The sequence below is a fragment of the Stakelama saccharophila genome (assembly GCF_032229225.1).
In the GTDB taxonomy this organism is placed as follows: Bacteria; Pseudomonadota; Alphaproteobacteria; order Sphingomonadales; family Sphingomonadaceae; genus Sphingomonas; species Sphingomonas saccharophila.
The window spans coordinates 1,281,566-1,303,766 of the sequence record NZ_CP135076.1; the positions used below are offsets into that span (position 1 = coordinate 1,281,566).

Genomic DNA, 22,201 nt, shown 5'->3' on the forward strand with positions numbered 1-22,201 from the left:
CCTTCTAACGGATGGGAACGGATAGCGAAATCGTCTTGCCGTCCCGAACGATCTCGATCCGGGCGGTGCCGCTTTGTGCGGCGGAGGCGAATGCCTGACGGGCGGCGGCGCCATCGGTCACGGTCTGACCGTTGACGGAACGGATGACATCGCCCGCCCGCAGGCCGGCCGGGGCGTTATCGCCGATGCGATAGCCGCCATCGGTCGGCGTCGCATCGAAGCGGGACAGAAGCGCATCGGCCGATGGCGCGGAGGGGGTTGCCGCCTGCGGAGCCGCAGGGGAGCCGGAAGCGGACGGAGCATCCCCTCCGCTGCGGTCGGCTGCGCCTTCGGGCAGCGTCGGATCGGGAAAGGCGAGATATTCGGCGTTCCCGCCATTATCCAGGATGACGCGGTCGCGCCGGATGGCGCGAATGGTCGCGCCGGCGAAGCGGTCGCCGACGGCGAAGTCCTTCGGCTCCTTCGAACCGACGGCGATATAGGCGGTCGACAGCGAAGACGGCACCGCGAAGATGATGCCGGTGAGCCGGGCGTCGATACCGGTGGGATCGGCCGCTTGCGCAGGCGATGCCCGGCCGAAGGGTTCCAGCGCCAGCGCCGGGCCGATGTCGGACGAGACGGTCAGCGGCCGGTCCGCCGACGGAACGGTGATCGCGCCGACGCCGGCATGGCCCGCAAGGCGCCAGGTCAGTCCGGCGAGCGCGAACGCCACCGATACCACCATGGCGCCGGCGAGCAGATCCAGGCCCGTGCGAATCTGCCGCGGAGTCGGGCGGTAATCGGCGATCATATCACGGTGTCGCCGATATCGAGGAACCCGTCCAGCGATGCCAGCGCCGCCGTCCCGTCCGCCCGATAGACATCGATGTGGATCGCGGCGATCGCGGGGTCGTCGGTCGCCCGGCTGGTGGTGGCCACCCGCCACCTCCGGCCCAGCATCGGCACCTGGCCCGCATCCGCCTGTTGATCGCCGATGCGAAGTTCGGCCATGCGGTTTTCGGCCACCCACATCGCCGTCGCGCGCAGTTCCATGCCGCGGGTGGAATCGATGTGCGATTCGACGGCGCGGATCAGCCCGACGGTGGCGATCGCCAGGATGGCGAGCGCGACCAGCGCCTCGATCAGCGAAAAGCCCTGTTCGGTCGGTCGCGGGCTCATGTCGCGGGCACCTGCGTGGCGGTCGCGGTCATCCCGTCATAGCGCACGACCCAGTGCTGGTCGCCGCTTTCGATCGTCGCGGTCAGCGGCTGGCCCGAGCCGTCGACACCCAGAATGATCGGCGGGCGCGCCGAGAGCCGGATCACCATGCCGCCGGGCAGCGTGTGGAAACCGGTCGCGTCGTCGGTGCGCGGCACCCAGGCGCCGCCGTCGAAGGTGGCGAAGCCGTAACCATGGTCCCTGGCGGTGAAGGCGATCATGCGGTCGCCCAGCATGGCATCGTCGGCCGCCGCCTGCAGCCGGGTGGCGAGCCGGTGCGCCTCGGCCTCCGCGCTGGGCGCACGCGTCGCGGCGCCGATGCCGAGCGACACGGCACCGGCCGCGACGCCGATGATCGCCAGCACGATCAGCATCTCCATCAGCGTCATGCCGCGCTCGGCCGGCCGGATGATGCGGCCCCCCGCCATGTCGTTCTAGCCGCGCTTCCCGTCGATATCGGCGTCCAGCCCCTCACCGCCGGGCTTGCCGTCCCGGCCGAGCGAGACGACCGAGAAGCCGCCGGGCGCGGGATAGGTATAGACATAGGGCCTGCCCCACGGATCGAGCGGCATTTCCGCCAGATACCCTTCCGGGTTCCAGTTGGGCGCGCCGGTCGCCGGCTTTTCGACCAGCGCCTTCAATCCCTGCTGCCCGGTCGGATAGTCGCCATTGTCCAGCCGGTACATCTTCAGGGCCGAGGAAATGGTGCGGATGTCGGTTTCGGCCACCGTCACGCGCGCCTGGTCCGGCCGGCTGAGAATGCCGCTGCCGACGATCAGCCCGGCGACGATCGCGATGATCGCCAGGACGACGATCATCTCGATCAGCGTCAGGCCGGTTTCGCCATGGGCGATCCGAGGACGCTTGCGGGTTGCCCGGCACGGTGTCACGGTGTCACGGAATTGTTGTAAAACTATGCGCATCCGGGCTCCATGCGATCCGTCCATGAAAGCAATGTTACAGACACGGCCGATCCCGGCGTCACGATAGCGGCCGCGACCGGTTCGCGGTCTTCCGGCATCTGGACGCTTGCCGGCGATCGGCTGATCATAGCCGATAGCGAAGGCCCCGCAACCATTCTGATACCCAGCGAATCGGTGCGGCTGCTGGCGGTCGACCTGCCGCTGAGGTCGCGCGCGAAGCGGCTTCAGGCATTGCCCTTCGCGCTCGAGGACCGGATCGCCGAGAAATCCGATGGCGTGCACCTGGCGCTCGGAACGGCGATCGCGCCCAACCGCTATCTGGCGGGCGTGGTCGCGCATGAGCGGATGCGGCACTGGGTCGAACTGGCGGAAGCGGCGGGACTGGAACGGGCCGCGCTGGTGCCCGATGCGCTCGCGCTGCCGATGCCGCCGGAGGGATGCTGGTCGGTCGACCTGGGGGAGACGCGGGCGGTGGTGCGTTCGGCCGACGGCACCGGTTTCGCCCTTGCCGCGCCGATGCTGTGGACCGCGTGGGAGCGGGCGGGGCGGCCGGCCTGCGTCGAATATGGCGATCCGCTGCCCGAGGACATGGTGGCGGGCGACGTCGCGCGGCCGACCGGGTCGCGTGTCGAGCGGCTGGCCGTGCCGGCGCTCGACCTGCGCCAGGGTGCCTATGCTCGGCAGCGTGCCGTAAGTGATGCGGGGTGGGGCCGGCGCGTTGCGTGGATATTGGGCCTCGGCGCCGTCGCGCATATCGCGATAGCGGGCGCCGACACGCTGATGCTGCGCGCCATCGCCGATCGGCGCGAGGCGGATACGCGGGCGCTGGTGGCGACGATGGCGCCGGGTGCGGGCCTGCCGCAGGACGGGCCGATCGCCGGTGCGGTCGCCGACCTGATCCCGGCTCCGACCGGCGAGCGGCGATTCGTGTCGGCGCTGACGCGGGTATCGGGCGCGCTGACGCCGCTGGCCGGTTCGATCGCGGTGCGCGACCTCCGCTTCGCGGGGGACATGCTGACGATCGACCTGGCGAGTTCTGCGCCGGGAATGGTCGGCCGCATCGACGCCGCCCTGCGCGACGCCAATATCTCGGCGACGGTCCGGCCATCGACGGACGGAGCGATCCATATTACGGCGCAGGCGCTATGAGGGTAATGCGCATCCGCGAGGTCCCCGCGCTGGAAGGGCGTTTTGCTCGGTTCGACGCCTGGTGGCGCGCGCTTTCGCAGCGCGAGCGCGTCCTGCTCGGCACGCTGGCGGTGTTGGTGGCGGCGGTGGTGCTCGTCTTCGGCGTGGTCAAGCCGATCCAGGCGGCGCGGGCCGACGCGATCGCCGACATCCGCACCTATGAGACGCTGAACGCGCGCATCCGGGCCGCGGGGACATTGACCACCGCTCAGGCGCCGCGACGTACCGGCACGCCGGAAAGCATCGTCGCGGCCGCCGCATCCGCCGTCGGTCTGTCGCCGACGACGCAGGGCACGGCGACCGGGATTCGCGCCAGCGTCGCGGCGGCGCCCTATGACGCGGTGGTGCGTTGGGTGGACGATGTAACGCGGTCCAGCGCGCTGTCCGTGACGAATGCGAAGATTTCCCGGTCCGAAGGGGCCGGGCGTGTCGACGCCGTGGTGGATTTCGCGCCGTGACCGATATGGCGATGCCTCCGCAAATCGCGGCGCCCAGGCTGCCCTACGGTTTTGCGCGCCGGAACGGCGTGGTGCTGCGGGACGGCGAAGGCGGCGTGGAATGCGTCCACCGCGCCGATGCGCCGCTCGATGCGCTGCTGGAAGTGCAGCGTCTGGCGCCGGAAGCGCGCTATGTTCCCGTCGATGACGGGACGTTCGATCGGGCGCTCGGCACCGCCTTTGCCGATCGTGCCGGTATGGCCGCCGATATCGACATCGACGAAACCGATCTGGTCAGCCTGGCCGACAGCGCGGCGCAGGTGGACGACCTGCTGGAAAGCAACGACGATTCGCCCATCATCCGCCTGATCAACGCGCTGCTCCTGGAGGCGATCAAGGAAGGCGCGTCCGACGTGCATGTCGAGACGCAGGAAAAGCGCCTGGTCGTGCGGTTCCGTATCGACGGCGTGCTGCGCGACGTGCTGGAGCCGCAGCGCGGGCTGGCGCCGTTGCTCGTCAGCCGTATCAAGGTGATGGCGAAGCTCGACATCGCCGAAAAGCGCATTCCGCAGGATGGCCGGGTGACGCTGCGCATCGGCGGTCACGACGTCGACGCGCGCGTTTCCACGCTGCCGACGCAGCATGGCGAGCGGGTGGTGCTGCGCCTGCTCGAACGCGGCGGGTTGAATCTCGATCTCGCCCAGCTCGGCATGTCGGAGCGTGATCGGAATACCTTTCAGCGGCTGCTCGAGCGGCCGCACGGCATCCTGCTGGTGACGGGGCCGACCGGTTCGGGCAAGACGACCACGCTCTACACGGCGCTGACGCGGCTCAACGACCGCAAGCGCAACGTGATGACGGTCGAGGATCCGATCGAATACGAACTGCCCGGCATCGGCCAGACGCAGGTCAACACCCGTACCGACATGACCTTCGCGCGCGGGCTGCGCGCCATTCTGCGTCAGGACCCGGACGTGATCATGGTCGGCGAGATCCGCGACCGGGAAACCGCGCAGGTGGCGGTCCGATCGGCGATGACGGGGCATTTCGTGCTGTCGACGCTGCACACCAATTCCGCGGTCGGTTCGGTCACGCGGCTGATCGACATGGGTGTGGAGCGCTATCTGCTGGCGCCGATGGTCGTCGGACTGGCGGCGCAGCGGCTGGTCCGCAAACTTTGCCCCGAATGCCGCGAAGAGACGCGCGCGGGCGAGGCGGACGCGCCGCTGCTGGGCAATGCGATCGCGCCGGGCGAGACGATCTGGCGGCCGGTCGGCTGCGAACAATGCCACGACGAGGGCTATCGCGGCCGGGCGGGGCTGTACGAGGTCGTCGCCGTGGACGAGAAATTCCAGGGCATGATCCACGACGGCGCGTCCGAGGCCGAACTGGAGCGCAAGGCGCGGGAGGCCAATCCCGGCCTGCTCGACGACGGCGTGGCGAAGGTGCGCGCCGGGCTGACCACGATCGAGGAAGTCGCGCGCGTCACCCGGGACGAGGGCTGATGCCGGCATTCGCCTATAAAGCCGCCGAGAAGACCGGCGCGCGGAAAAAGGGCATCATCGAGGCGGCGAGCCCGGCGGCGGCGCGCGCGCTTCTGCGTGAGCGCGCGCTTCTGCCGTTGTCGGTCGAAGCGGCGAGCGAGCGGGACCTGAAACCCGGTACGATTCGGCTGCCGAGCCTCAGGCGCAACAAGATGTCGACGCGTCAGCTCGCGACCGTGACGCGGCAGATTTCGACGCTGGTCGGCTCCGATATTCCGGTCGAGGAGGCGCTGCGCCTGATCGCGGCGCAGTCCGAGGTGCCGGCGGTGGGTTCGGTCCTGCTCGACGTGCGCGGGGCGATCCTCGACGGGCGCAGCTTCGCGAGCGCATTGGGGCAGCATCCCAGGGCCTTTCCGGAATTCTACCGCGCCTCGGTCGCGGCGGGCGAGCAGTCGGGCAAGCTGAGCGACGTGCTGAACCATCTCGCCAATTTCGTCGAGACGCGGCAGGGCAACAGCCAGAAGCTGCAACTGGCCTTGCTCTATCCGGCGTTGCTGGCGGTCGTGTCGCTCGGCATGATCGTCCTGCTGATGGTCTATGTCGTGCCCGATATCGTGAAGGTGTTCGTGTCGCGCGGTGCCGACCTGCCGTTTCTGACGCGCGCGCTCATCGCGCTCAGCGCCTTCATCCGCGATTACGGGCTGTATGCGGCACTGGCGTTGCTGGCGGCGTTCCTGGTGTTCGGGCGTTGGGCGCGGGTGCCGGGAAACCGGCTGCGTATCCACCGCGGCTTCACCACGTCGCGCCTGACGCGGCGGTTCAGCCGACAGTTCAACGCGGCCCGCTTTGCCGGCAGCCTGGCCACGCTGGTGGAAAGCGCGGTGCCGCTGGTCGAGGCGCTGCACGCAGCCGCGGCGGTGACGCCCAACCTGTATGTCCGCGAAAAGGCGCTGGGCATCGCCGCGCGCGTGCGCGAAGGCGCGAGCCTGCGCCAGGGGATGCAGGAATCGGAAATCTTTCCCAGCATGCTGACCGCCATCGTCGCCAGCGGCGAATCGAGCGGCAAGCTGGCGCCGGCGCTCAGCCGGGCGGCGGACGAGCTGGAACGCGAACTCGACGCGCTGGTGGCGACGTTGGTGGCGCTCGTCGAACCGATGGTGCTGTTGGTGATGGGCGGGCTGGTGCTGCTGATGGTGCTGGCGATCCTGTTGCCGATCATCAACCTCAACAATCTCGTGACGATGTAGGGGCGCGCGGCCGGATCAATATTCCAGCACGATCTTGCCGAGATGCCCGCCCGATTGTTCGTGGCGAAAGGCGTCGGCAATGTCGCCCAGCGCAAAGCTGCGGTCGATTACCGGCCGGATGTCGAGCGTATCGAGCGCGCGGACCAGATCCTGCTGCTCGCGCCGGTTGCCGACGATCAGTCCGTGCAGCCGCGCCTGTTTCGCCATCAGCCTGGCCGTGGGGACGTCACCGCTCCCGCCGGTCAGCACGCCGATCAGCGCGATATGCCCGCCGATGCGTACTGCGTCGATCGACTGCGGCAGCGTGCCGGGGCCGCCGACTTCGATCACATGATCGACACCGCGTCCACCGGTCGCCTCGCGCACCGCGGCGCCCCATTCGGGCGTCGTCTTGTAGTTGATGCAATGATCGGCGCCCATCGCCCGGACGCGCTCCAGCTTGTCGTCGGACGACGAGGTGGCGATGACGCGCGCGCCCATCGCCTTGGCGAATTGCAGCGCGAAGATCGACACGCCGCCGGTGCCGAGGACGAGGACGCTGTCGCCCGCCTTGATCCGGCCATGGACGACCAGCGCCCGCCACGCGGTCAGTCCGGCGGTGGTCAATGTCGCCGTTTCCGCGTGGCTCCACCCTTCGGGCGCATGGGTGAACCAGCTTGCCGGGGCCACGACGCGTTCGCGGGCATAACCGTCGATGCCGTCGCCTGGCGTGCGGCTGAAATCGGCGATGCGCGGTTCGCCGTCGGTCCAGTCGGGAAAGAAGGTCGAGAGCACATGGTCGCCTGTGGCGAATTCGTCGACGCCGTCGCCGGCCGCTTCGACCACGCCCGCGCCGTCGGCCATCGGGATGCGTCCGTCGGCGGTCGGCGATCGGCCGGAGACGATGCCGAGATCGTGGAAGTTCAGCGAGCTGGCGTGGATGCGGACGCGTATTTCGCCGGGACCGGGATCGCCCGGATCGGCAATGTCGGCGATTTCGAGCGTGTCGAGCGAGGCGGGATTGCGAACCTTGACGGCTTTCATGCGTGATGACCCCATATTCGGGATTCGCGGTGACAACCGAGCCGCGCCCCGCCCGGTTCCGATCAGGCCTGCAGCGTCCGCGCGAACAGTCCGCTCATCCGCTGCCACGCCTTTTCCGCCGCCTGCTGCTCATATGCGGGGGCGTCGATCACCGTCCAACCATGGTCGGCCGGATAGACCGCAATCTCCGCCGGGCGGCCGGCCGCTTCCGCCGCCCGCCGCAGCACCGTCTTCGCCTCCGGATCCTTGGCATCGTCATTTTGCGCGATGGCGAAGAGATAGCTTGCGCGGGTCCGGTCCAGCAGCTTGTGCGGGCTTTGGGAATCGTCCTCCTTCACCAGCCCGGCGCCGTGCAGCGAGGCGGCGGCGCGCACCCGGTCGGGCGCGGCGGCCGCGGTGAAGACGGTGAACGGGCCGCCCATGCAATAGCCGTTGGTGCCGATCCCGCGGGCCGGGTCGACTTCCGTGCGCTCGTCGAGCCAGGCGATCGCCGCGCCGGCGTCGCGCATGATGGCGTCCGGTCCCAGTTCCTTGCGCATCTCGCCCGCCTTCGCGAAACCGTCGCTCGCCTGGAAGTCGGCGAAGTCGGAAAAGATCGGTGCCGGGCCGGAACGGTAATAGGGATTGACGACGAGAACCGCATAACCCTGGCCCGCCAGTCGCCGCGCCATGACCTTGAACGCATCGCGCAGCCCCGCAATGTCGGGCCAGGTGAGGATGGCGGGATGCCGTCCCGACGACGGCCGGACGTAGAAGGCGTCCATCTGCCCGTCGGGCGTGCGCACGCGCACCATATCCTCGGCCAACGCGGCGTCGCCATGGGCGGTCGCGGCGCAGGCGGAAAGCGCGCCCATCGCCGCCATCGCGGAGAATTGCCGCCGGTTGCCCGACCAGTCGAAGCCGCCGGAGCGGGCCCATTCGGCCAGATTGTCGCGATCGCACATGTCCGTCTCCTCGACCCGTCCCCCGCAAGCGACACGATAGTAAGAGCTGGGACCGAGTAAAGTTGCGTCGGGAGCGAGCCGGTTCGACCGCGGGTCGTGGGCCTGTGTGGTTCGGAAAGGCGCTGTTTCTGCCGGCCGCGATACCCCTCCACCGCGCTGCGCGCGGTCCCCCTCCCTTTCGAGGATGCCTCTGCGAAAGGCGCGAAACGGAAGCCTCTTTCGTCATGCTGAACGTGTTTCAGCATCCACTTGGCTGCAATAGCAAACGCTTAAGCCAAGCGGCTCGGTGGACCCGGCCTCCGCCGGGGAGACGAGAATGGGTTTCGCAGAGGCATCCTGCGGGGGAGGAATTGTCCGAAGCTGCGATCGGTCTAATCCAGTCGGATCGACGCGCCCGCAGGCAGTCCGGCGAAGGGCAGGGCGCCGGCGCCGGCCGGCGTCATCGTCGCGCGCAGCGTTCCGTCTTCGGCGAGGGTCGCCGTCACGAATTCGCGGCGACGCTGCGCCATGGGGGTGAGGCGCATCCGCGTCTCGTTGCCGATCGGCGTCGCGGTGAACATCAGCGCCGGCACCGGCACGGCCGGGCTGCCCCCGGTCGCGGCGCAGCTTCCCGGATCGGCGGCGACCTGCCCTTCGACTTCCTGGTCGCCGCCACCCAAAGCGACGCGCGGCAGATCGACCTGCATGGTCATGGAACAGGTGAACGGCAGATCGGGGGCCAAAGCCCGCAACAGCGTGGCGTCGGCGGAGCCGCTGACCTTGTCGACGACCATGCGCCCCGGGCGGAACAGGGCGCGGCCGCCCAGATCGGTATTCTCGCCGGTGGCGCGCCAGTCCACGGCGAAGCCGAGGCTGGTGAGCGATCGCAGCGGCGCCCAGTTCCAGCGCACGATGCTTCCCCCCGCCACACCGACTTCGCCTTCCCAGACCGTGCCCGAAATGCCGGTGCGCCAGGGCCGGTTCTTCAGCACCGCGCCGGCCGGCAGCGTCGCGATCATGGCGATCAAGTAAGCCACTATCCCAAGGCCCGCAAACACGATAATACGGCGCCGAGCCACTGCCTTTTGATGATCGGGAACAGGCGATGCATCGCCGTCAGTTGTTACGATGTCTGCGTTCGGGCCTGGTGCTGTCATCGACGGCATGGGCCGCTTCCCCCTTGCTTGCGGACGATGGCGACGACCGTCCCGTGGCGCTGCTGTTGCCGCTCACGGGGCCGCGCGCGGCGCTTGGCCTTAGCATGCGGCAGGCCGCCACGCTCGCGGAAAATGACGGCAAGCTGATCGCCTTCGACACCGCCGGCACGCCGCAGGGGGCGGCCGCCGCCGCGGCCAGGGCGGTGGACCGGGACGCGGCGCTCATCCTGGGTCCCTTGATGTCGGCGGATGTCGCTCCGGTGGTCGGCGCGGCGGGCACCACGCCGGTCATCGCCTTCACCAACGATGCCGCCGTCCGATCGAGCGGCGCCTTCGTCTTCGGCATTACGGCGGGGCAGGTGACGACGGCGATCCTCGGCTATGCGCGCTCGCGCGGGGTGCGTTCGGTCGCGGTGATCGGCGACGGCAGCGCCTGGGCGGACGCCGCGGCGGCGGAAGCCGACCGGTTGCAGGGTACGCTGGGCATGGAAGCCCGTGCGATCACGGTTCGCGCCGATGCACCGCTGCCCCTGGCCGGAGAGGCGCCGGATGCGGTGTTCGTCCCCGGCGGCGGCGAGACCGCGCTGGCGATCGCGCGCAATCTGAAGCCGACCGGTATCCAGCTTCTCGGCACGCTGGAGATGATCGACCACCGCCCCGACGCGTTGGAGGCGCTGGACGGGGCGTGGATCGCGAGCCCCGATCCCAGATCCTTCGGCGGGTTCGCCAACAACTTCCAGGCGCGACATGGCGGCCGGCCGGGCGCCATCGCCGCGCTCGCTTATGACGCCGCGAACATTGCCGCGAAGCTGCGCGCGGCCAACAGGCTCGACCGGGAAGGCGTGCTTGGCAGCGACGGGTTTTCGGCGGTCACGGGCGAGGTGCGCTTTCGCACCGACGGCAGCGTCGCGCGCGAGTTCGCGATCCTGGAAGCGGCGGCGGGCGGCTATCGCAAGGTGGCGACAAGCCGGGGCGCATGATTCCGCACCGCGAACAGGGATTCACGCTGATCGAGGTGATGATCTCGCTCGGCCTGTTCGCGCTGATCGCGGTCGCGGGGCTGGGCCTGGTCGACAGCGTCCTCAACGTACAGGGCAAGACCGAGGCGCATCTCGACCGGCTGGACGCGTATCGCCGCGCGATGTTCATCATCGACAGCGATTTCGACCAGATCGCGCGCGGCGGCATCAGCGGTGATACGGACAGCGTGCAATTCGTGCGCGCGGCGCCGGGCTTCGGAGGGCCGCCGGTGCCGGTCCGGTACGATCTGCGCGGCGGCGCATTGACCCGCATTGCCGGCGCTCGTCCACAGCTTGTCCTTCCCGGCGTTCGTACCGGGCGCTGGCGATATTTCTACGATGGCGCGTGGACCGACCATTGGCCGCCCAATGCGGAGCTGAAGGAAGTGCGGCCCCGCGCCGTGGCGGTGGAGATGCAGGTGGCGCGCGGCACGTTGCGGCGCGTCGTCTCCCTGCCGCATCGGCCCGCCGGGGAAGAGACGGAATGAGGGCCGCCGTTCGCGACGACGAGAAGGGCATGATCCTCGTCAACGTCCTGCTGTTCGTGGCGATCGCCAGCGGCATGGTGATGCTGATGATCAATCGCGAGGAGCTGGCGCTGGACCGCGCGATCCGCGCGCGCGAGGCGGCGCAGGCGCTGTCGGTGGTGCGCGGCGGCGAGGTGTCGGCGATCGTCGCGTTGCGCCGCGACGCGATCGAAGCGCCCGAATCCGATCACGCGGCGGAGCCCTGGGCGGCACTGGCCGAAAGCGGCGCGCCGATCCGCGGCGGCACCTTCGACATGGCCATCGCCGACGCGCAGGGGCGCTACAACATCAACAACGTGATGTCGCCGCAGCTTTCGGACCGGATCATGTTCCGGTCGATCGCCCAGGCGGCGGGACTGAGCGACGAGCAGATCGCCGGCGCGGTCGCCCTGGTGCGCGAATACGGACCCATCACCGACCTGCGCCCCATCCGCCTGTCGGGGATCGAGCCGGAGCGTGCGGCGCGGCTGGAAGCCCTGGTAACGGCCCTGCCGGGGCATACCGACATCAACATCAACGCCGCCCCGCCCGCGGTGCTGACGGTGCTGTTCCGCGATCCGTCGGTCGTCGACCGGTTGCTGGCGCTGCGGCGGCGGCAGGGCTTCATTGCGCGCGCCGATCTTTCCGACATGAACCAGACGGTGCCGGCCGGCGCCGGTTTCACGTCCGACAATTTCTGGGTCCGTACCGCAGCGACGATCGGCGGGACCCGGCAGGAGGAGGCTGCCCTCGTCCAGCGGATCAGGGAGGATAAGCGCATTCGCGTCGCCACCGTCGAACGCTGGCGCAACAGCGCCGTCCCGCCGGAGGTTCCCCCCTTCGCGTCGCCAGCGTCTTGACGCTATAGGGGCCGGCATGACCGACGACATGACCTATGGGCGCTATCTCGCGCTGGACGCGATCCTGGGGGCGCAGCATCCCCTTTCCACCAAGCATGACGAACTGCTGTTCATCATCATTCACCAGACCAAGGAGCTGTGGCTGAAGCAGACGATCGCCGAGATCGCCAAGGCGAAGACGCTGATCGCGGCCGACCACCTGGTAAAGGCGTACAAGTCGCTGGCGCGCGTCTCGCGCATCCAGGCGGTGATGACGCTGAGCTGGGACGTGCTGGCAACCATGACGCCGTCCGACTATACCGAGTTTCGCGGCGTGTTGGGCAGCAGCTCCGGTTTCCAGTCGGACCAGTTCCGCGCGGTCGAGGTGATGCTGGGCATCCGCGACAGCCAGCGGCACGGCCCGCTGACCGCGCAGGCGGCGGTGGAACCCAGCCTGTGGGACGATGCCAACGCCGCGCTGGCGCGCGCCGGCTTCGCCGTGCCGGAGGCGGCGCTTTCGCGGGACTGGTCGCAACCCTATGCGCCCAGCGAGGGGGTCGAGGCCGCCTGGGCCGATGTCTACCGGGACACGGAGCGCTATTGGGATCTCTATCAGCTCGCCGAAAAGCTGGTCGATGTCGATGACGCGCTCGCCACCTGGCGGCACAAGCATGTCTTGACGGTGTCGCGCATCATCGGCGGCAAGCGCGGAACGGGCGGGACGGCGGGCGTGCCCTATCTGCAATCCACCCTGTCGAAGCGCGCCTTTCCCGAACTCTGGTCGCTGCGGACGCGGCTGTGAGCGACGGCTATAAGCACCTGTTCCGGCGCAGCCTGGCGGCAGCGCCCGAGCGGCTGCATTTCGCCGCGCACAGCCATCACCTCTGGCCCGACGCCAGCCATGAAGGGCAGATGGCGGCGTGGGAGGATGCGGCACGGTTCGCCGACCGGAAATGGTCGCGCGTGATGGACGAGGTCTGGCCGGCGGCGCAGCGGCAGGTCGCCGAGGAGCTGTCCCTGCCCGATCCCGACACCGTGGTCTTCGCCGGGAACACGCATGACTTCCTCGTTCGTATTCTCTCCGCCATCGACCGTCGGCCGGTTCGCATCCTCACCAGCGAGGGTGAGTTTCACAGCTTCCGCCGCCAGGCGGAGCGCTGGGTCGAGGGCGGGACGGCGACGGTCGACGCGCTTCCCGTCGGCGAAGACCTGGTCGACCGCCTGCTGGCGCGGGCGGGGGAGCGCGCATACGACCTGATCCTCGTCAGCCAGGTGATGTTCGGCACCGGGCTGGTGGTGCCGGGCATCGAGCGCCTCGCCGCCATCGCGCGGCCGGACGGGCCGTGGGTGGTGATCGACGGCTATCACGGCTTCATGGCGGTGCCGACCGACCTTTCCGCCGTCGCCGACCGGGTCTTCTATCTGGCGGGCGGCTATAAATATGCCATGGCGGGCGAGGGGGTCGGCCTGATGCACGCGCCGCCCGGTTTCGGCCCCCGGCCGGAGGTGACGGGCTGGTATGCCGCGTTCGACGATCTCGCCAGCCCGCCGGGAAGCGTGGGCTACGCCCCCGACGCCCGCCGCTTCATGGGCGCGACGTTCGATCCGTCGGGGCTGTACCGTTTCGTCGCGGTGCGCGACATGCTGGCGCGCGAAGGGCTGGATATGGCGGCGATGGCGGCCCATGCCGACGCATTGAAACGGCAATTGCTGGGCGGGTTGGGCGACACGCCGCTCGCCGGTGCCGAATTGTGCAACCCGCCGGCGGAGGGAAGTGCCCGTTTCCTTGCCTTCCGGTCGCCCGATGCGCAGCGCTGGCAGCAGGCGCTATCGGCGCGCGACATCGTCACCGATGCGCGCGGCGACGTGCTGCGCATCGGCTTCGGCCCATATCAGGACGAAGCCGATGTCGCGGCGTTGTTGCAGGCGCTGGCGCGGCTCTGAGCGGTATCAGGCGTCCAGCCAGCCGCCGGTGAAGCCGGCGCGCTGCAACCCGGTGCGGATGGCGGGTACGTCCCGCATCGTTTTCCAGACGAAGTCGCTCTGGTGATTGGCGATCATGGCCAGGATCGGTCCCTGGTCGATGCCCAGCATATCGTCGTCGACCCAGCCGAGCTGCGGATCGACGGTGCCGCGCGGACCCTTCATCTCCGGCCAGACGAAGCTGGGATTGAAGGCGTCGAGGAAGCCGTATTCGCCGTAGATGCGGCCGTTCTGAAACGAACGGAGCGCCCGCGCGGCAGGCTCGACGATCTCCGGCGCGAAGGGCAGCGAGGCGACGGCCGCGGTCGGCGCGATCGTGCCGTCGTCGAAGGCGTCCGGCATGCTGACGGGGCCGCGGGCCGAATAGGTGCGGAACTGGCGCTGCTCGCCGCGATATTCGTGGGTGCCGCCGCCGGGGCCGTCACACGCCGTCAGGCCCCAGACGTCGCGGGAATAGGACTGCCATCCCATCGGATTGGCGATGGCATAGGCGCGCTGGGCATAGGTCGCGCGGCGGCTGTTCTCGAAATAATCGAGGCCGGCGCCGCGCATCGCCTTGTCTTGGATGTTACGGAAATCGACCCAGACATGGCTGTACTGATGGCCGAAATGCGGGGCGAAGGCGAGGTAGCGCGTGTCCGGCGTCGACCCGCGCCAATCGTCGTCATAGCCCGAGCACCAGACGTCCCACAGGCCCGGATCGATCGCATGGCGCGGCGCACCAAGCGCCAGGATGTTGACCAGCATGCCCTCGTTATAACCGACCCAGGCCGCCGGGATCATGCCGCTTTCCGGATGCCAGCCCATGGAGATGGCGCCCTTGTCGTTCTTGAGGAACGGCCATTCGACGCGGGCATAGATCGCCTGCGCGAGATCGCGGATGCGCGCCTCGTCGGGATGGTCCTGATCGAACCATTGGCCGGCGAACAGGATACCGCCCAGCAGCAGCGTGGTATCGACCGACGACAATTCGGTCTTGCCGTAGCGCAGGCCGGTTTCGAGATCGAGAAAGTGGTAGAAGAAGCCCTTGTGGCCCGCAACGCCGGTTTCGGCCGGGCCCTGAGGCGCGTCGCGGAAGAAGGTGAGGGTCGCCAGCGTGCGCTCGCGCGCCTGGGCGCGGCTGATCCAGCCATTGGCGACGCCGATGGGATAGGCGGTCAGCGCGAAGCCGGTGGCGGCGATGCTTGCGAAGGGCGCCGACGGCCAGCGGTCGGGCGCCAGGCCGTTCTTCGGGTTCGTCGTATCCCAGAAGAAGCGAAAGGTGCGCTGGGCGATATCGTCGAACAGGCCGGTGGCAGCGGACGCGGCGCCGGGGGCCGTCGCGGCCATCGGCGCACATGCGGCGCAGGCGGTGCCGCCGGCCAGCAGTGCCGTGGTGGCGAGAAGGGTGCGGCGATTGATATTCATGTTGGATCTCGCTTGGACAAAGAAAAAGGGCGGAGCGCCAGGGGAAGCGCTCCGCCCAGTTCGGGGAGGAATCAGAAGCTGAAACCAGCCGTCAGCTTGATCGTGCGCGGCGGATTGCCGCCGATATTGTAGCCGAAGCGTTCGCCGAACACCGTCGGCGAAGCATCCGTGCGCGTATCATCGGTGGGGCTACCGTTGTAATCGACATAGTTCCGATCGTTGAACAGATTGATGATGTCCACGCGGAAGCGCAGTCGGCTCTCGTCGTTGATGAGGTGAATGGGCACGTACTTGGTGAGCGCGATGTCCACCTGCCGCTTGCCCCAGCGGTCGCCATTGCCCTCGGCTTCCTTGTCGACGATGACCCGCTGGAACGGGTCCGCGCTGCTGATCACGCCACGGACATAGGTCGGCGATTCGACTGTCAGGCGGCCCGAAAAGCTGAAGTCGAGCGGCAGGTCGACGCTGCCGGCCGCGACGAAGCGGTGCTTCGGAACGCCGAGCGTGCGCGTGAAGGGATAATCCTCCGGATATTCGTAGTCGAACGAGTAGGTGCTGCCGCCATTATCCTCGGCCTCGGTATAGGTGTAGGTGGCGTTGAAGCTCCACGGCGACGACGGCGTGTAGTTCTTCGTGAACTTCAGATAGCCGGAATCCGAATGGGTCTCCAGACCGTTCACGCCGAGCAGGATGCTGCCATAGCCCGTGGGCGAGAAACGGAACGGGGAACTGATCGCGCCCGAATTGGGATCGGGCGTGAAGAACTCGCCATCCGGCGACCGGTTGCCGAGGATGTAGGTGAAGCCATCCTTGCCCACGATCCGCATATAACCGACCTCGATCTGGATCGGGTCGAACGACGTTCGCAGCCCGAGGCTGAACTGGTCGGAATACGGGTTCTTGAGATCGTTGTCGATGAACCGAAGCTCGCGACCGCCGCCGTTATTCTCCGTACCGGCAAGCAACTGCTGCCGGCCGTCTTCGGTCAGATAGACCGGGTCCCATGCCAGACAGGTGGAGCTTGCCTCGGCCGGGGTGCAATCGCTCAGCGGGTCATCGCTGAAGAAGCGGAACGTGCGCCGCGGGAAGGCGCCTCCGCTGCGTTCGAGTTGCAGGAAGTCGAACTGGTTGCGGTCGTACGACCGGCCATAGCCGCCGAAGATGGTGTAGGTGCCGGTCCCGTCGACATCGTAGCTGAACCCGACGCGAGGCTGGAACGCGTTCATGAACGTTTCGCGCTCATCCCCGGTCGATATGAAATCGTTGATGTTGTAACTTGCGTTCACGAGGTTCGGATAGTTTTCCGGCGAAACCGCCGCGACGGCGTCCGCCGGGGTTGCGAAGTCGAGATATGCCGGGTTGCGCTCGAAATCCCAGCGCAGGCCGAGGTTCAGCGTCAGGCGGTCGGTCACTTCCCAGTCGTCCTGAATATAGGCGCCGAACTGGAAATTGTTCGACTTGACCCGGGTATCGCCGATGCCCGTGGCTGCGCCGAATTCGACCTGATACGGAACGGAATCGTTGAAGCCGCTCAGCCCCGGATAGATCGAGTTGTAGCTGTACAGGGGGTTGAAGAAATTCAATTCCTGCGTGTTGAGCTTAATCCACGATGCCTTCACCCCGGTCTTGATCGTGTGGCGATCAAAGCCGGTCCAGGTGAAGTCTTCCTGCGCGGTCCAGCCCTTCTGGCCCTTGTTCTGATAATTCGGGCTGCCGCCGAACTGCAGCAGCGCGAACCGGTTATAGTTGTCGCCATTCTGGTCGATCTGCTGGAATCGATAGCCGTTGGAGAACATCGTCGGCTGCGGCGCCCACTTCACGTCCTGATAGGAGACGCGCAGTTCGTTGACCCAGTTGTCGGTGCTATGCTGCCACCGACCGGCTACGCGCAGTTCCTCCGTATCGACATTGGTCCGCGTTTCCGAAGCGGCGGGACCGGTATTCAGGTTCTGACCGGTTTCGTTGCGGTATTTCGCGGTAACCTCGATCAGATCTGAATCGGTCGGCACGATGTCGATCTTGCCGAAGTACAGGTCTTCGTTGAAGTCCCGGTTGGTTGAACCGAAATAATCCTGATATTCGGACGGCAGGCTGCTGATCGGCGCATCATTGTCCGGCCGGATGTCGACCGGCTGCTGCTGGCGCTTTCCTTCGTAGGATACGAAGAAGTGCATCACGTCCTTGATGATCGGCCCGCCCAATGCGCCGCCGAACTGCATGTCCTGCGTTTCGACCTTGTCGGTTCCGTTGAACTTTTCGGTCGGACGCTTCGCGCGCAGATCCTGATTGGTGAAGTCGAAGAAGCCTTCGCCGTGGAACTCGTTCGTGCCCGACTTGGTCGACGCTGTAATCGCAACCGAACTGACCTGATCGAACTCCGCCTTGTAGTTCGAGCTGAGCACCCGGTACTCGCCGATGGCGAGCTGCGGGAACGGGTTGCCCTGGCTCGAATCCTGGCCGGTGATGCCGTTCTTGAGCACGAAGTCCTTCTGGCTGACGCCGTCGATGAACACGTTCACCGAATTGGACTGCTGCGCGCCACCGCGAATGCTCGAATTGCCGTTCGCGCCGGTCTGGAACTGCACGCCGGGCGCCAGATCGGCGAAGGCCAGGAAATTGCGGTTCACCTGCGGCAGTTGCTCGATCAGGCGCTGCGTGATCGTGACGCCGACTTCGCCGCCTTCGAGCGTCTGAAGCCTGTTGCCGGTCACGATGATGTCGCCGGCGCCGCCTTCGGTCCCGCCGGCCGTGATTTCCGTGCCCGGCTCCGCGCCGTTGGCGGGTTCCTGACCGGTTACGTCGGTCGCCTGGCCGGCGGCCACGTCCAGATCCAACTGTGCGGTCTGCGACACGTTGAGGGTGAAATTGTCCGTCGAGCGAACACCGTTCGCCGTCGTGATTTCCAACCTGTAGGTGCCCGGCCCGATCGCGCTGAAATTATAGCTGCCGTCGGTGCTGGTGGTCCCTTCGCGGCGATAGCCCGTGTTGACGTTGATCAGCGTAATACGGCTGTTGGAAACGGCCTGACCGGCATCGGTGATCGTGCCGCGGATCGACGCCTGGCTCGACTGGGCGTGGGCGGGGACCGCTGCGATGGCACCCATCGCACTGCCCATCATCAGGGCAGCCGCCAACCGTATTGCGCCGCGCCTGCGGTGGGGCATCGGCCCGAATGTAGAAGTAATCGTACGCATTTCTTCCTCCTGGAACACGGTTTTTGCGGGCGGTTATTGTTCCGCCCGTCTGCTTGTGGATGCACGGACCACGAGTTCCGGATGCCGGAACTCGCTGTCGGTATCGTCGTCGCCGTCGACGATGGCGGCGATGCGATTGAGCGCGCTGGCGCCGATATCGGCGATGTTGACCCGCATCGTGGTCAGCCCCGGCGAAATCAGCCGGGCCAGCGGAATGTCGTCGAAACCGGCGATGCCGATCTCCCGTCCGACGGCGATGCCGGCATCGCGCAGCGCAACCAGCGCGCCGATCGCCATCATGTCGTTGGCGGCGAAGACCGCGTCCGCGCCGCGCCGGTCGGCGAGCAGCGCCTCAGCGGCCTTTGCGCCGCCCTCTTCGGTGAAATCGCCCGCGATCACGCGCGGTTCCAGATCGTGCCGCCGCATCGCGCGGCGATAGCCCTGTTCGCGGTCGGCTGCTTCGGCGTTGCAGGCGGCGCCGGCGATGTGGACGATATGGCGGTATCCGGTATCGACCAGGTGATCGACCATCGCCTCGGCGCCGGCTTCGTTGTCCACCCGGATTCGCGGGCGATCGGGCGTGTCGCTGCGGCTGTTGATCAGAATCGCGGGCAGGGACGGGGAAAGCTGCTCGATCAACGTTGCGGTGTCGATATCGGGCGCCATGATGACCAGCCCGTCGACGCGGCCGCGCATGGTGCGCACGGCGTCGACCGCCTGTTCGGGATCGGCGTGCATGTTGGACAGCAGCAGTTGCAGGCCCCGCGCCGACGCGGCCCGGTCCATGCCGCGCACGACTTCGGAGAAGAATTCGCCGTGCAGGTCGGGAAGCATCACGCCGATCGCATGGGCACGCGCCAGCGACAGGCTGCGCGCTCCGGCATGCGGGACATAGCCCAGCTCCCGCGCGGCGACCTTCACCTTTTCGCGCAGTTCCGGGCGGACATTGTCGTGACCGTTCAGCGCACGCGAAACGGAGGCGACGGATACGTTGGCCCTGCGTGCGACATCCCGGATGGTGGCGTGCGCCATGCCCTTTTGGATCCTCCAACTGATTCGGACGCGTGAGCCGCGTTCTTGCTGCGGATTTCGGTGTCGCGCCGAACCATGTCCGCGCCCTTGATGTAACCGGTTACATGATCGTACAGTCGCTCGCAAGAGCATGATTCTCGTCAATGGCGCTGCTAGGCGTCGGCGACTTTATTTCACTTCAGGGAGGGTAGCCGATGGCCCAGCCGCGTATTTCGCGCCGTGCAGCACTCATGGGAGCGGGGATCGTCGCCGCCTGGGCGAGCAGCCCGGCGCGGGCGTTGGTGCGTTCGGTCGTGAAGGAAGGGCTGGCGCTTCCGGACGAGGCCGAAGCGCTGATCGGCCGGATGACGGTGACGGAAAAGGCGGGCCAGCTCACGATCATGGCCGCGGCCTGGGCGGGCGGCACCGCCACCGCGCTCAATCCGCCGGGCGAGGGCGGCAGCTTCGAGGACCAGTTGGAACAGGTGCGGCAGGGACGGCTGACCGGCGTCTTCAACGGCAACGGCGCGGAAATGGCCAAGCGGATGCAGATGGCCGCCATGCGCGAGGCGCGGCTGCCCGTCCCGCTGATCTTCGCCGCCGATGTCATTCACGGATTTCGCACGATCTTTCCCGTCCCGCTGGGCGAGGCCGCGAGCTTCGACACCGAACTCGCGCGGCGCACGGCACGCGCGGCGGCGGAGGAAGCGTCCGCCGCCGGCATCGACTGGACCTTCGCCCCGATGGTCGACATCGCGCGCGACGCCCGCTGGGGCCGCGGCGTCGAAGGGGCCGGCGAGGACGTGCTGCTGGGCATGCGCATGGCGGCGGCGCGCGTGAAGGGTTTCCAGGGCGACGACCTGACCAGCGACGATGCCGTTCTTTCCTGCGCGAAGCATTTCGCGGCCTATGGCGCGGCCGAGGCGGGGCTGGACTACAACACCGTCAATGTTTCGGAACGCGTGTTGCGCGAAGTCTATTTCCCGCCGTTCGAGGCCGCGTTCGACGCAGGGTCGCTGTCGACCATGGCGGCGTTCAATGAACTCTCCGGCGTGCCGGCGACCGCCAATGAATGGCTGTTGCAGGAGGTGCTGCGCGAGGAATGGGATTTCCCCGGCCTCGTCGTGTCGGACTATACCGGCGATCAGGAACTGGTCGCGCACGGCTTCGCCGCCGACGGTCGGGAGGCGACCAAGCTCGCCTTCCTCGCCGGTGTCGACATGAGCATGCAGAGCGGCCTGTATATCCAGCATCTGCCCGATCTCGTGGAATCGGGCGAGGTGCCGATGGCGCGCCTCGACCAGGCGGTCCGCCGGGTGCTTGCCGTGAAGGCGAAGCTCGGCCTGTTCGCCGATCCGTTCCGCCGCATCGCGCCGGCCCGTGAAAAGCAGCGGGTGCTGACGCCGAAGAACCGGGCGCTGGCGCGCGAATCCGGGCGCCGGTCGATCGTCATGCTGAAGAATGAGGGCGACCTCCTGCCGCTGCCCAAATCGGGCAGGCGTATCGCGCTGATCGGCCCCTTCGCCGCCGGGCAGCACGATCTGGTGGGGCCGTGGGTGATCTATGGCGCCGATAGCCAGGCGGTCGATCTCGCCACCGGCGTGCGGCAGGCGGTGGCCGACCCGGACATGGTGACGGTAACGCAAGGGTCGGGTGTCGAGGAAGCGGTGGACGGCGGCATCGACGCCGCCGTTGCCGCCGCGCGGGCGGCGGACGTGGTCGTGCTGGCCATCGGCGAGAATACCGGCATGTCGGGCGAGGCGCAGTCGCGCGCGGCCGTGGTCCTGCCCGAACCGCAGCAGCGTCTGGCCGAAGCCGTCGCCGCCACCGGCAAGCCGGTTGTCGTCGTCCTGAAGAATGGCCGCGCGCTGGCGCTGGAGGGTGCGGTGCTCGATGCGCCCGCCATCCTCGTCACCTGGTTCCTGGGAACCGAGACCGGCCCGGCGACCGCCGACATCCTGTTCGGCGACGAGGGGCCCTCGGCGCGCCTGCCCGTCAGCTTTCCGCAGGTATCGGGGCAGGAACCCTATCATTATGCGCACAAATCGACCGGCAGGCCCAACCCGGACGGGCCGTTGCAGCCGTACAAGGCGCATTATCGCGGGATTTCGAACAGCGCCCGCTTTCCGTTCGGCCATGGCCTGACGTACGGAAAGGTGGTCTATTCCGGCCTTGCGCTCGACAGCGCGAAGATGGGCTGGGACGGCACGCTGACGGTGCGCGCGACGCTGAGCAACCACGGGCAGCGCCGCTGCGAAGAGGTGGCGCAACTCTATATCCACGACCGCGCGGCCACCATCACGCGGCCCGTGCGCGAACTGAAGGGCTTCAAGCGGGTCGCCCTCGCGCCGGGCGAGACGAAGACGGTGACCTTCACGTTGCGGCGGCAGGATCTGACCTTCATCGGTCAGGACATGGAGCCGACGGTCGAACCCGGCATGTTCGATGTCTGGATCGCGCCGTCGTCCGAAGCGGAGGGCGTATCCGGCGAATTCGAGCTGGTGCGCGGCTGACCGGCCCTACACCCTGACGCGTGCTCGCCGCTCTTCTTCCCCCCTCCCTTTCAAGGAAGGGGGCGAGGGGTGGGTGCGAGCGCAGCGAGCTTCAACGCCAGCCGAAGCAAAGCCGGGGCATCGAGCCCCGCCTTCGCTGAACCCACCCCT

At 67.8% G+C, this 22,201-nt stretch carries 20 protein-coding genes; 10 read left to right on the forward strand and 10 right to left on the reverse strand.

Features of this window, described 5'->3' with window-relative positions; all coding sequences use genetic code 11:
• Positions 1–4: 4 nt before the first annotated feature.
• Genes RPR59_RS05950 through gspG form a run of 4 tightly spaced genes read right to left on the reverse strand, consistent with a single transcriptional unit; the run spans position 5 to position 2,120 of the window.
• Positions 5–790: a type II secretion system protein N gene (locus RPR59_RS05950; RefSeq protein ID WP_313917668.1), complete on the reverse strand. Its 786-nt coding sequence runs from the start codon at positions 788–790 to the stop codon at positions 5–7.
• On the reverse strand, positions 787–1,158 hold the full coding sequence (gspI, locus tag RPR59_RS05955; protein ID WP_313917670.1) for a type II secretion system minor pseudopilin GspI: 372 nt from the start codon (positions 1,156–1,158) through the stop codon (positions 787–789). Before gspI ends, RPR59_RS05950 begins: the two co-directional genes overlap by 4 nt.
• Entirely contained in the window at positions 1,155–1,625 is a 471-nt protein-coding gene (locus tag RPR59_RS05960) for a prepilin-type N-terminal cleavage/methylation domain-containing protein (RefSeq protein ID WP_313917672.1), read from the reverse strand. The genes gspI and RPR59_RS05960 overlap by 4 nt, the downstream gene beginning before the upstream one ends.
• 6 nt (positions 1,626–1,631) lie before the next feature.
• A complete protein-coding gene (gene gspG, locus RPR59_RS05965; protein WP_313917674.1) occupies positions 1,632–2,120 on the reverse strand; it encodes a type II secretion system major pseudopilin GspG in 489 nt (162 codons plus the stop codon).
• 9 nt (positions 2,121–2,129) lie between these two features.
• Here gspG and gspL point away from each other — a divergent pair, with 9 nt between their 5' ends.
• The 4 genes from gspL to RPR59_RS05985 are packed head-to-tail and all read left to right on the forward strand — an operon-like array spanning position 2,130 to position 6,476.
• Positions 2,130–3,269, forward strand: coding sequence for a type II secretion system protein GspL (gspL, locus tag RPR59_RS05970; RefSeq protein ID WP_313917676.1), 1,140 nt, complete (start codon positions 2,130–2,132; stop codon positions 3,267–3,269).
• Between the two features lie 5 nt (positions 3,270–3,274).
• Positions 3,275–3,766: a type II secretion system protein GspM gene (gene gspM / locus RPR59_RS05975; protein ID WP_313917678.1), complete on the forward strand. Its 492-nt coding sequence runs from the start codon at positions 3,275–3,277 to the stop codon at positions 3,764–3,766.
• A gap of 5 nt (positions 3,767–3,771) precedes the next feature.
• Positions 3,772–5,250, forward strand: coding sequence for a type II secretion system ATPase GspE (gene gspE / locus RPR59_RS05980; RefSeq protein WP_313918362.1), 1,479 nt, complete (start codon positions 3,772–3,774; stop codon positions 5,248–5,250).
• Positions 5,250–6,476, forward strand: coding sequence for a type II secretion system F family protein (locus RPR59_RS05985; protein WP_313917680.1), 1,227 nt, complete (start codon positions 5,250–5,252; stop codon positions 6,474–6,476). The genes gspE and RPR59_RS05985 overlap by 1 nt, the downstream gene beginning before the upstream one ends.
• Positions 6,477–6,491: 15 nt before the next feature.
• On the opposite strand, the gene RPR59_RS05990 is transcribed toward RPR59_RS05985, so the two are convergent.
• The 3 genes from RPR59_RS05990 to gspN form a co-directional block, all read right to left on the reverse strand.
• Positions 6,492–7,499: a zinc-dependent alcohol dehydrogenase family protein gene (locus RPR59_RS05990; RefSeq protein ID WP_313917682.1), complete on the reverse strand. Its 1,008-nt coding sequence runs from the start codon at positions 7,497–7,499 to the stop codon at positions 6,492–6,494.
• Between the two features lie 62 nt (positions 7,500–7,561).
• Positions 7,562–8,443 carry a dienelactone hydrolase family protein gene (locus tag RPR59_RS05995; protein WP_313917684.1) on the reverse strand — a complete coding sequence of 294 codons (882 nt, stop codon included), beginning with the start codon at positions 8,441–8,443 and terminating at the stop codon, positions 7,562–7,564.
• Between the two features lie 371 nt (positions 8,444–8,814).
• Positions 8,815–9,441, reverse strand: a complete 627-nt coding sequence (gspN, locus tag RPR59_RS06000; protein ID WP_313918364.1) for a type II secretion system protein N — start codon at positions 9,439–9,441, stop codon at positions 8,815–8,817.
• A gap of 86 nt (positions 9,442–9,527) precedes the next feature.
• On the opposite strand from gspN, the gene RPR59_RS06005 reads away from it, so the two are divergent.
• From RPR59_RS06005 to RPR59_RS06025, 5 genes are read left to right on the forward strand one after another with little or no spacing between them, the layout of a single operon-like run.
• Complete coding sequence (locus RPR59_RS06005) at positions 9,528–10,559, forward strand: ABC transporter substrate-binding protein (protein WP_313917686.1); 1,032 nt, start codon at positions 9,528–9,530, stop codon at positions 10,557–10,559.
• Positions 10,556–11,086: a type II secretion system protein GspJ gene (locus RPR59_RS06010; protein WP_313917689.1), complete on the forward strand. Its 531-nt coding sequence runs from the start codon at positions 10,556–10,558 to the stop codon at positions 11,084–11,086. Before RPR59_RS06005 ends, RPR59_RS06010 begins: the two co-directional genes overlap by 4 nt.
• A complete protein-coding gene (locus tag RPR59_RS06015) occupies positions 11,083–11,964 on the forward strand; it encodes a type II secretion system minor pseudopilin (protein ID WP_313917691.1) in 882 nt (293 codons plus the stop codon). Before RPR59_RS06010 ends, RPR59_RS06015 begins: the two co-directional genes overlap by 4 nt.
• 16 nt (positions 11,965–11,980) lie before the next feature.
• Positions 11,981–12,745 carry a tryptophan 2,3-dioxygenase gene (locus tag RPR59_RS06020; RefSeq protein ID WP_313917693.1) on the forward strand — a complete coding sequence of 255 codons (765 nt, stop codon included), beginning with the start codon at positions 11,981–11,983 and terminating at the stop codon, positions 12,743–12,745.
• Entirely contained in the window at positions 12,742–13,887 is a 1,146-nt protein-coding gene (locus RPR59_RS06025) for an aminotransferase class V-fold PLP-dependent enzyme (protein WP_313917695.1), read from the forward strand. Before RPR59_RS06020 ends, RPR59_RS06025 begins: the two co-directional genes overlap by 4 nt.
• A 6-nt stretch (positions 13,888–13,893) precedes the next feature.
• Here RPR59_RS06025 and RPR59_RS06030 read toward each other — a convergent pair whose 3' ends face one another.
• The 3 genes from RPR59_RS06030 to RPR59_RS06040 form a co-directional block, all read right to left on the reverse strand.
• Positions 13,894–15,333 (reverse strand): glucoamylase family protein, encoded by a 1,440-nt coding sequence (locus RPR59_RS06030; protein ID WP_313917698.1) that lies wholly within the window; start codon positions 15,331–15,333, stop codon positions 13,894–13,896.
• Between the two features lie 71 nt (positions 15,334–15,404).
• On the reverse strand, positions 15,405–18,437 hold the full coding sequence (locus tag RPR59_RS06035; RefSeq protein ID WP_313917700.1) for a TonB-dependent receptor: 3,033 nt from the start codon (positions 18,435–18,437) through the stop codon (positions 15,405–15,407).
• Between the two features lie 123 nt (positions 18,438–18,560).
• Positions 18,561–19,559, reverse strand: coding sequence for a LacI family DNA-binding transcriptional regulator (locus RPR59_RS06040; protein ID WP_313917702.1), 999 nt, complete (start codon positions 19,557–19,559; stop codon positions 18,561–18,563).
• 194 nt (positions 19,560–19,753) lie between these two features.
• Between RPR59_RS06040 and RPR59_RS06045 the strand changes: the two genes are divergently transcribed.
• Positions 19,754–22,051 carry a glycoside hydrolase family 3 N-terminal domain-containing protein gene (locus tag RPR59_RS06045; protein WP_313917704.1) on the forward strand — a complete coding sequence of 766 codons (2,298 nt, stop codon included), beginning with the start codon at positions 19,754–19,756 and terminating at the stop codon, positions 22,049–22,051.
• Positions 22,052–22,201: the final 150 nt, after the last annotated feature.

Bases quoted from the DNA above. Each gene is read 5' to 3' on its own strand.
- RPR59_RS05995 (WP_313917684.1), bottom strand. From the start codon at position 8,443: ATGTGCGATCGCGACAATCTGGCCGAATGGGCCCGCTCCGGCGGCTTC.
- RPR59_RS06010 (WP_313917689.1), top strand. From the start codon at position 10,556: ATGATTCCGCACCGCGAACAGGGATTCACGCTGATCGAGGTGATGATC.
- RPR59_RS06040 (WP_313917702.1), bottom strand. From the start codon at position 19,559: ATGGCGCACGCCACCATCCGGGATGTCGCACGCAGGGCCAACGTATCC.
- gspE (WP_313918362.1), top strand. From the start codon at position 3,772: ATGGCGATGCCTCCGCAAATCGCGGCGCCCAGGCTGCCCTACGGTTTT.
- gspL (WP_313917676.1), top strand. From the start codon at position 2,130: ATGCGATCCGTCCATGAAAGCAATGTTACAGACACGGCCGATCCCGGC.
- RPR59_RS06030 (WP_313917698.1), bottom strand. From the start codon at position 15,333: ATGAATATCAATCGCCGCACCCTTCTCGCCACCACGGCACTGCTGGCC.
- RPR59_RS05950 (WP_313917668.1), bottom strand. From the start codon at position 790: ATGATCGCCGATTACCGCCCGACTCCGCGGCAGATTCGCACGGGCCTG.
- RPR59_RS05985 (WP_313917680.1), top strand. From the start codon at position 5,250: ATGCCGGCATTCGCCTATAAAGCCGCCGAGAAGACCGGCGCGCGGAAA.
- RPR59_RS06005 (WP_313917686.1), top strand. From the start codon at position 9,528: ATGCATCGCCGTCAGTTGTTACGATGTCTGCGTTCGGGCCTGGTGCTG.
- gspG (WP_313917674.1), bottom strand. From the start codon at position 2,120: ATGCGCATAGTTTTACAACAATTCCGTGACACCGTGACACCGTGCCGG.
- gspI (WP_313917670.1), bottom strand. From the start codon at position 1,158: ATGAGCCCGCGACCGACCGAACAGGGCTTTTCGCTGATCGAGGCGCTG.
- RPR59_RS05990 (WP_313917682.1), bottom strand. From the start codon at position 7,499: ATGAAAGCCGTCAAGGTTCGCAATCCCGCCTCGCTCGACACGCTCGAA.
- RPR59_RS06045 (WP_313917704.1), top strand. From the start codon at position 19,754: ATGGCCCAGCCGCGTATTTCGCGCCGTGCAGCACTCATGGGAGCGGGG.
- gspN (WP_313918364.1), bottom strand. From the start codon at position 9,441: ATGATCGCGACGCTGCCGGCCGGCGCGGTGCTGAAGAACCGGCCCTGG.
- RPR59_RS06020 (WP_313917693.1), top strand. From the start codon at position 11,981: ATGACCGACGACATGACCTATGGGCGCTATCTCGCGCTGGACGCGATC.
- RPR59_RS05960 (WP_313917672.1), bottom strand. From the start codon at position 1,625: ATGGCGGGGGGCCGCATCATCCGGCCGGCCGAGCGCGGCATGACGCTG.
- RPR59_RS06035 (WP_313917700.1), bottom strand. From the start codon at position 18,437: ATGGGTGCCATCGCAGCGGTCCCCGCCCACGCCCAGTCGAGCCAGGCG.
- gspM (WP_313917678.1), top strand. From the start codon at position 3,275: ATGCGCATCCGCGAGGTCCCCGCGCTGGAAGGGCGTTTTGCTCGGTTC.
- RPR59_RS06015 (WP_313917691.1), top strand. From the start codon at position 11,083: ATGAGGGCCGCCGTTCGCGACGACGAGAAGGGCATGATCCTCGTCAAC.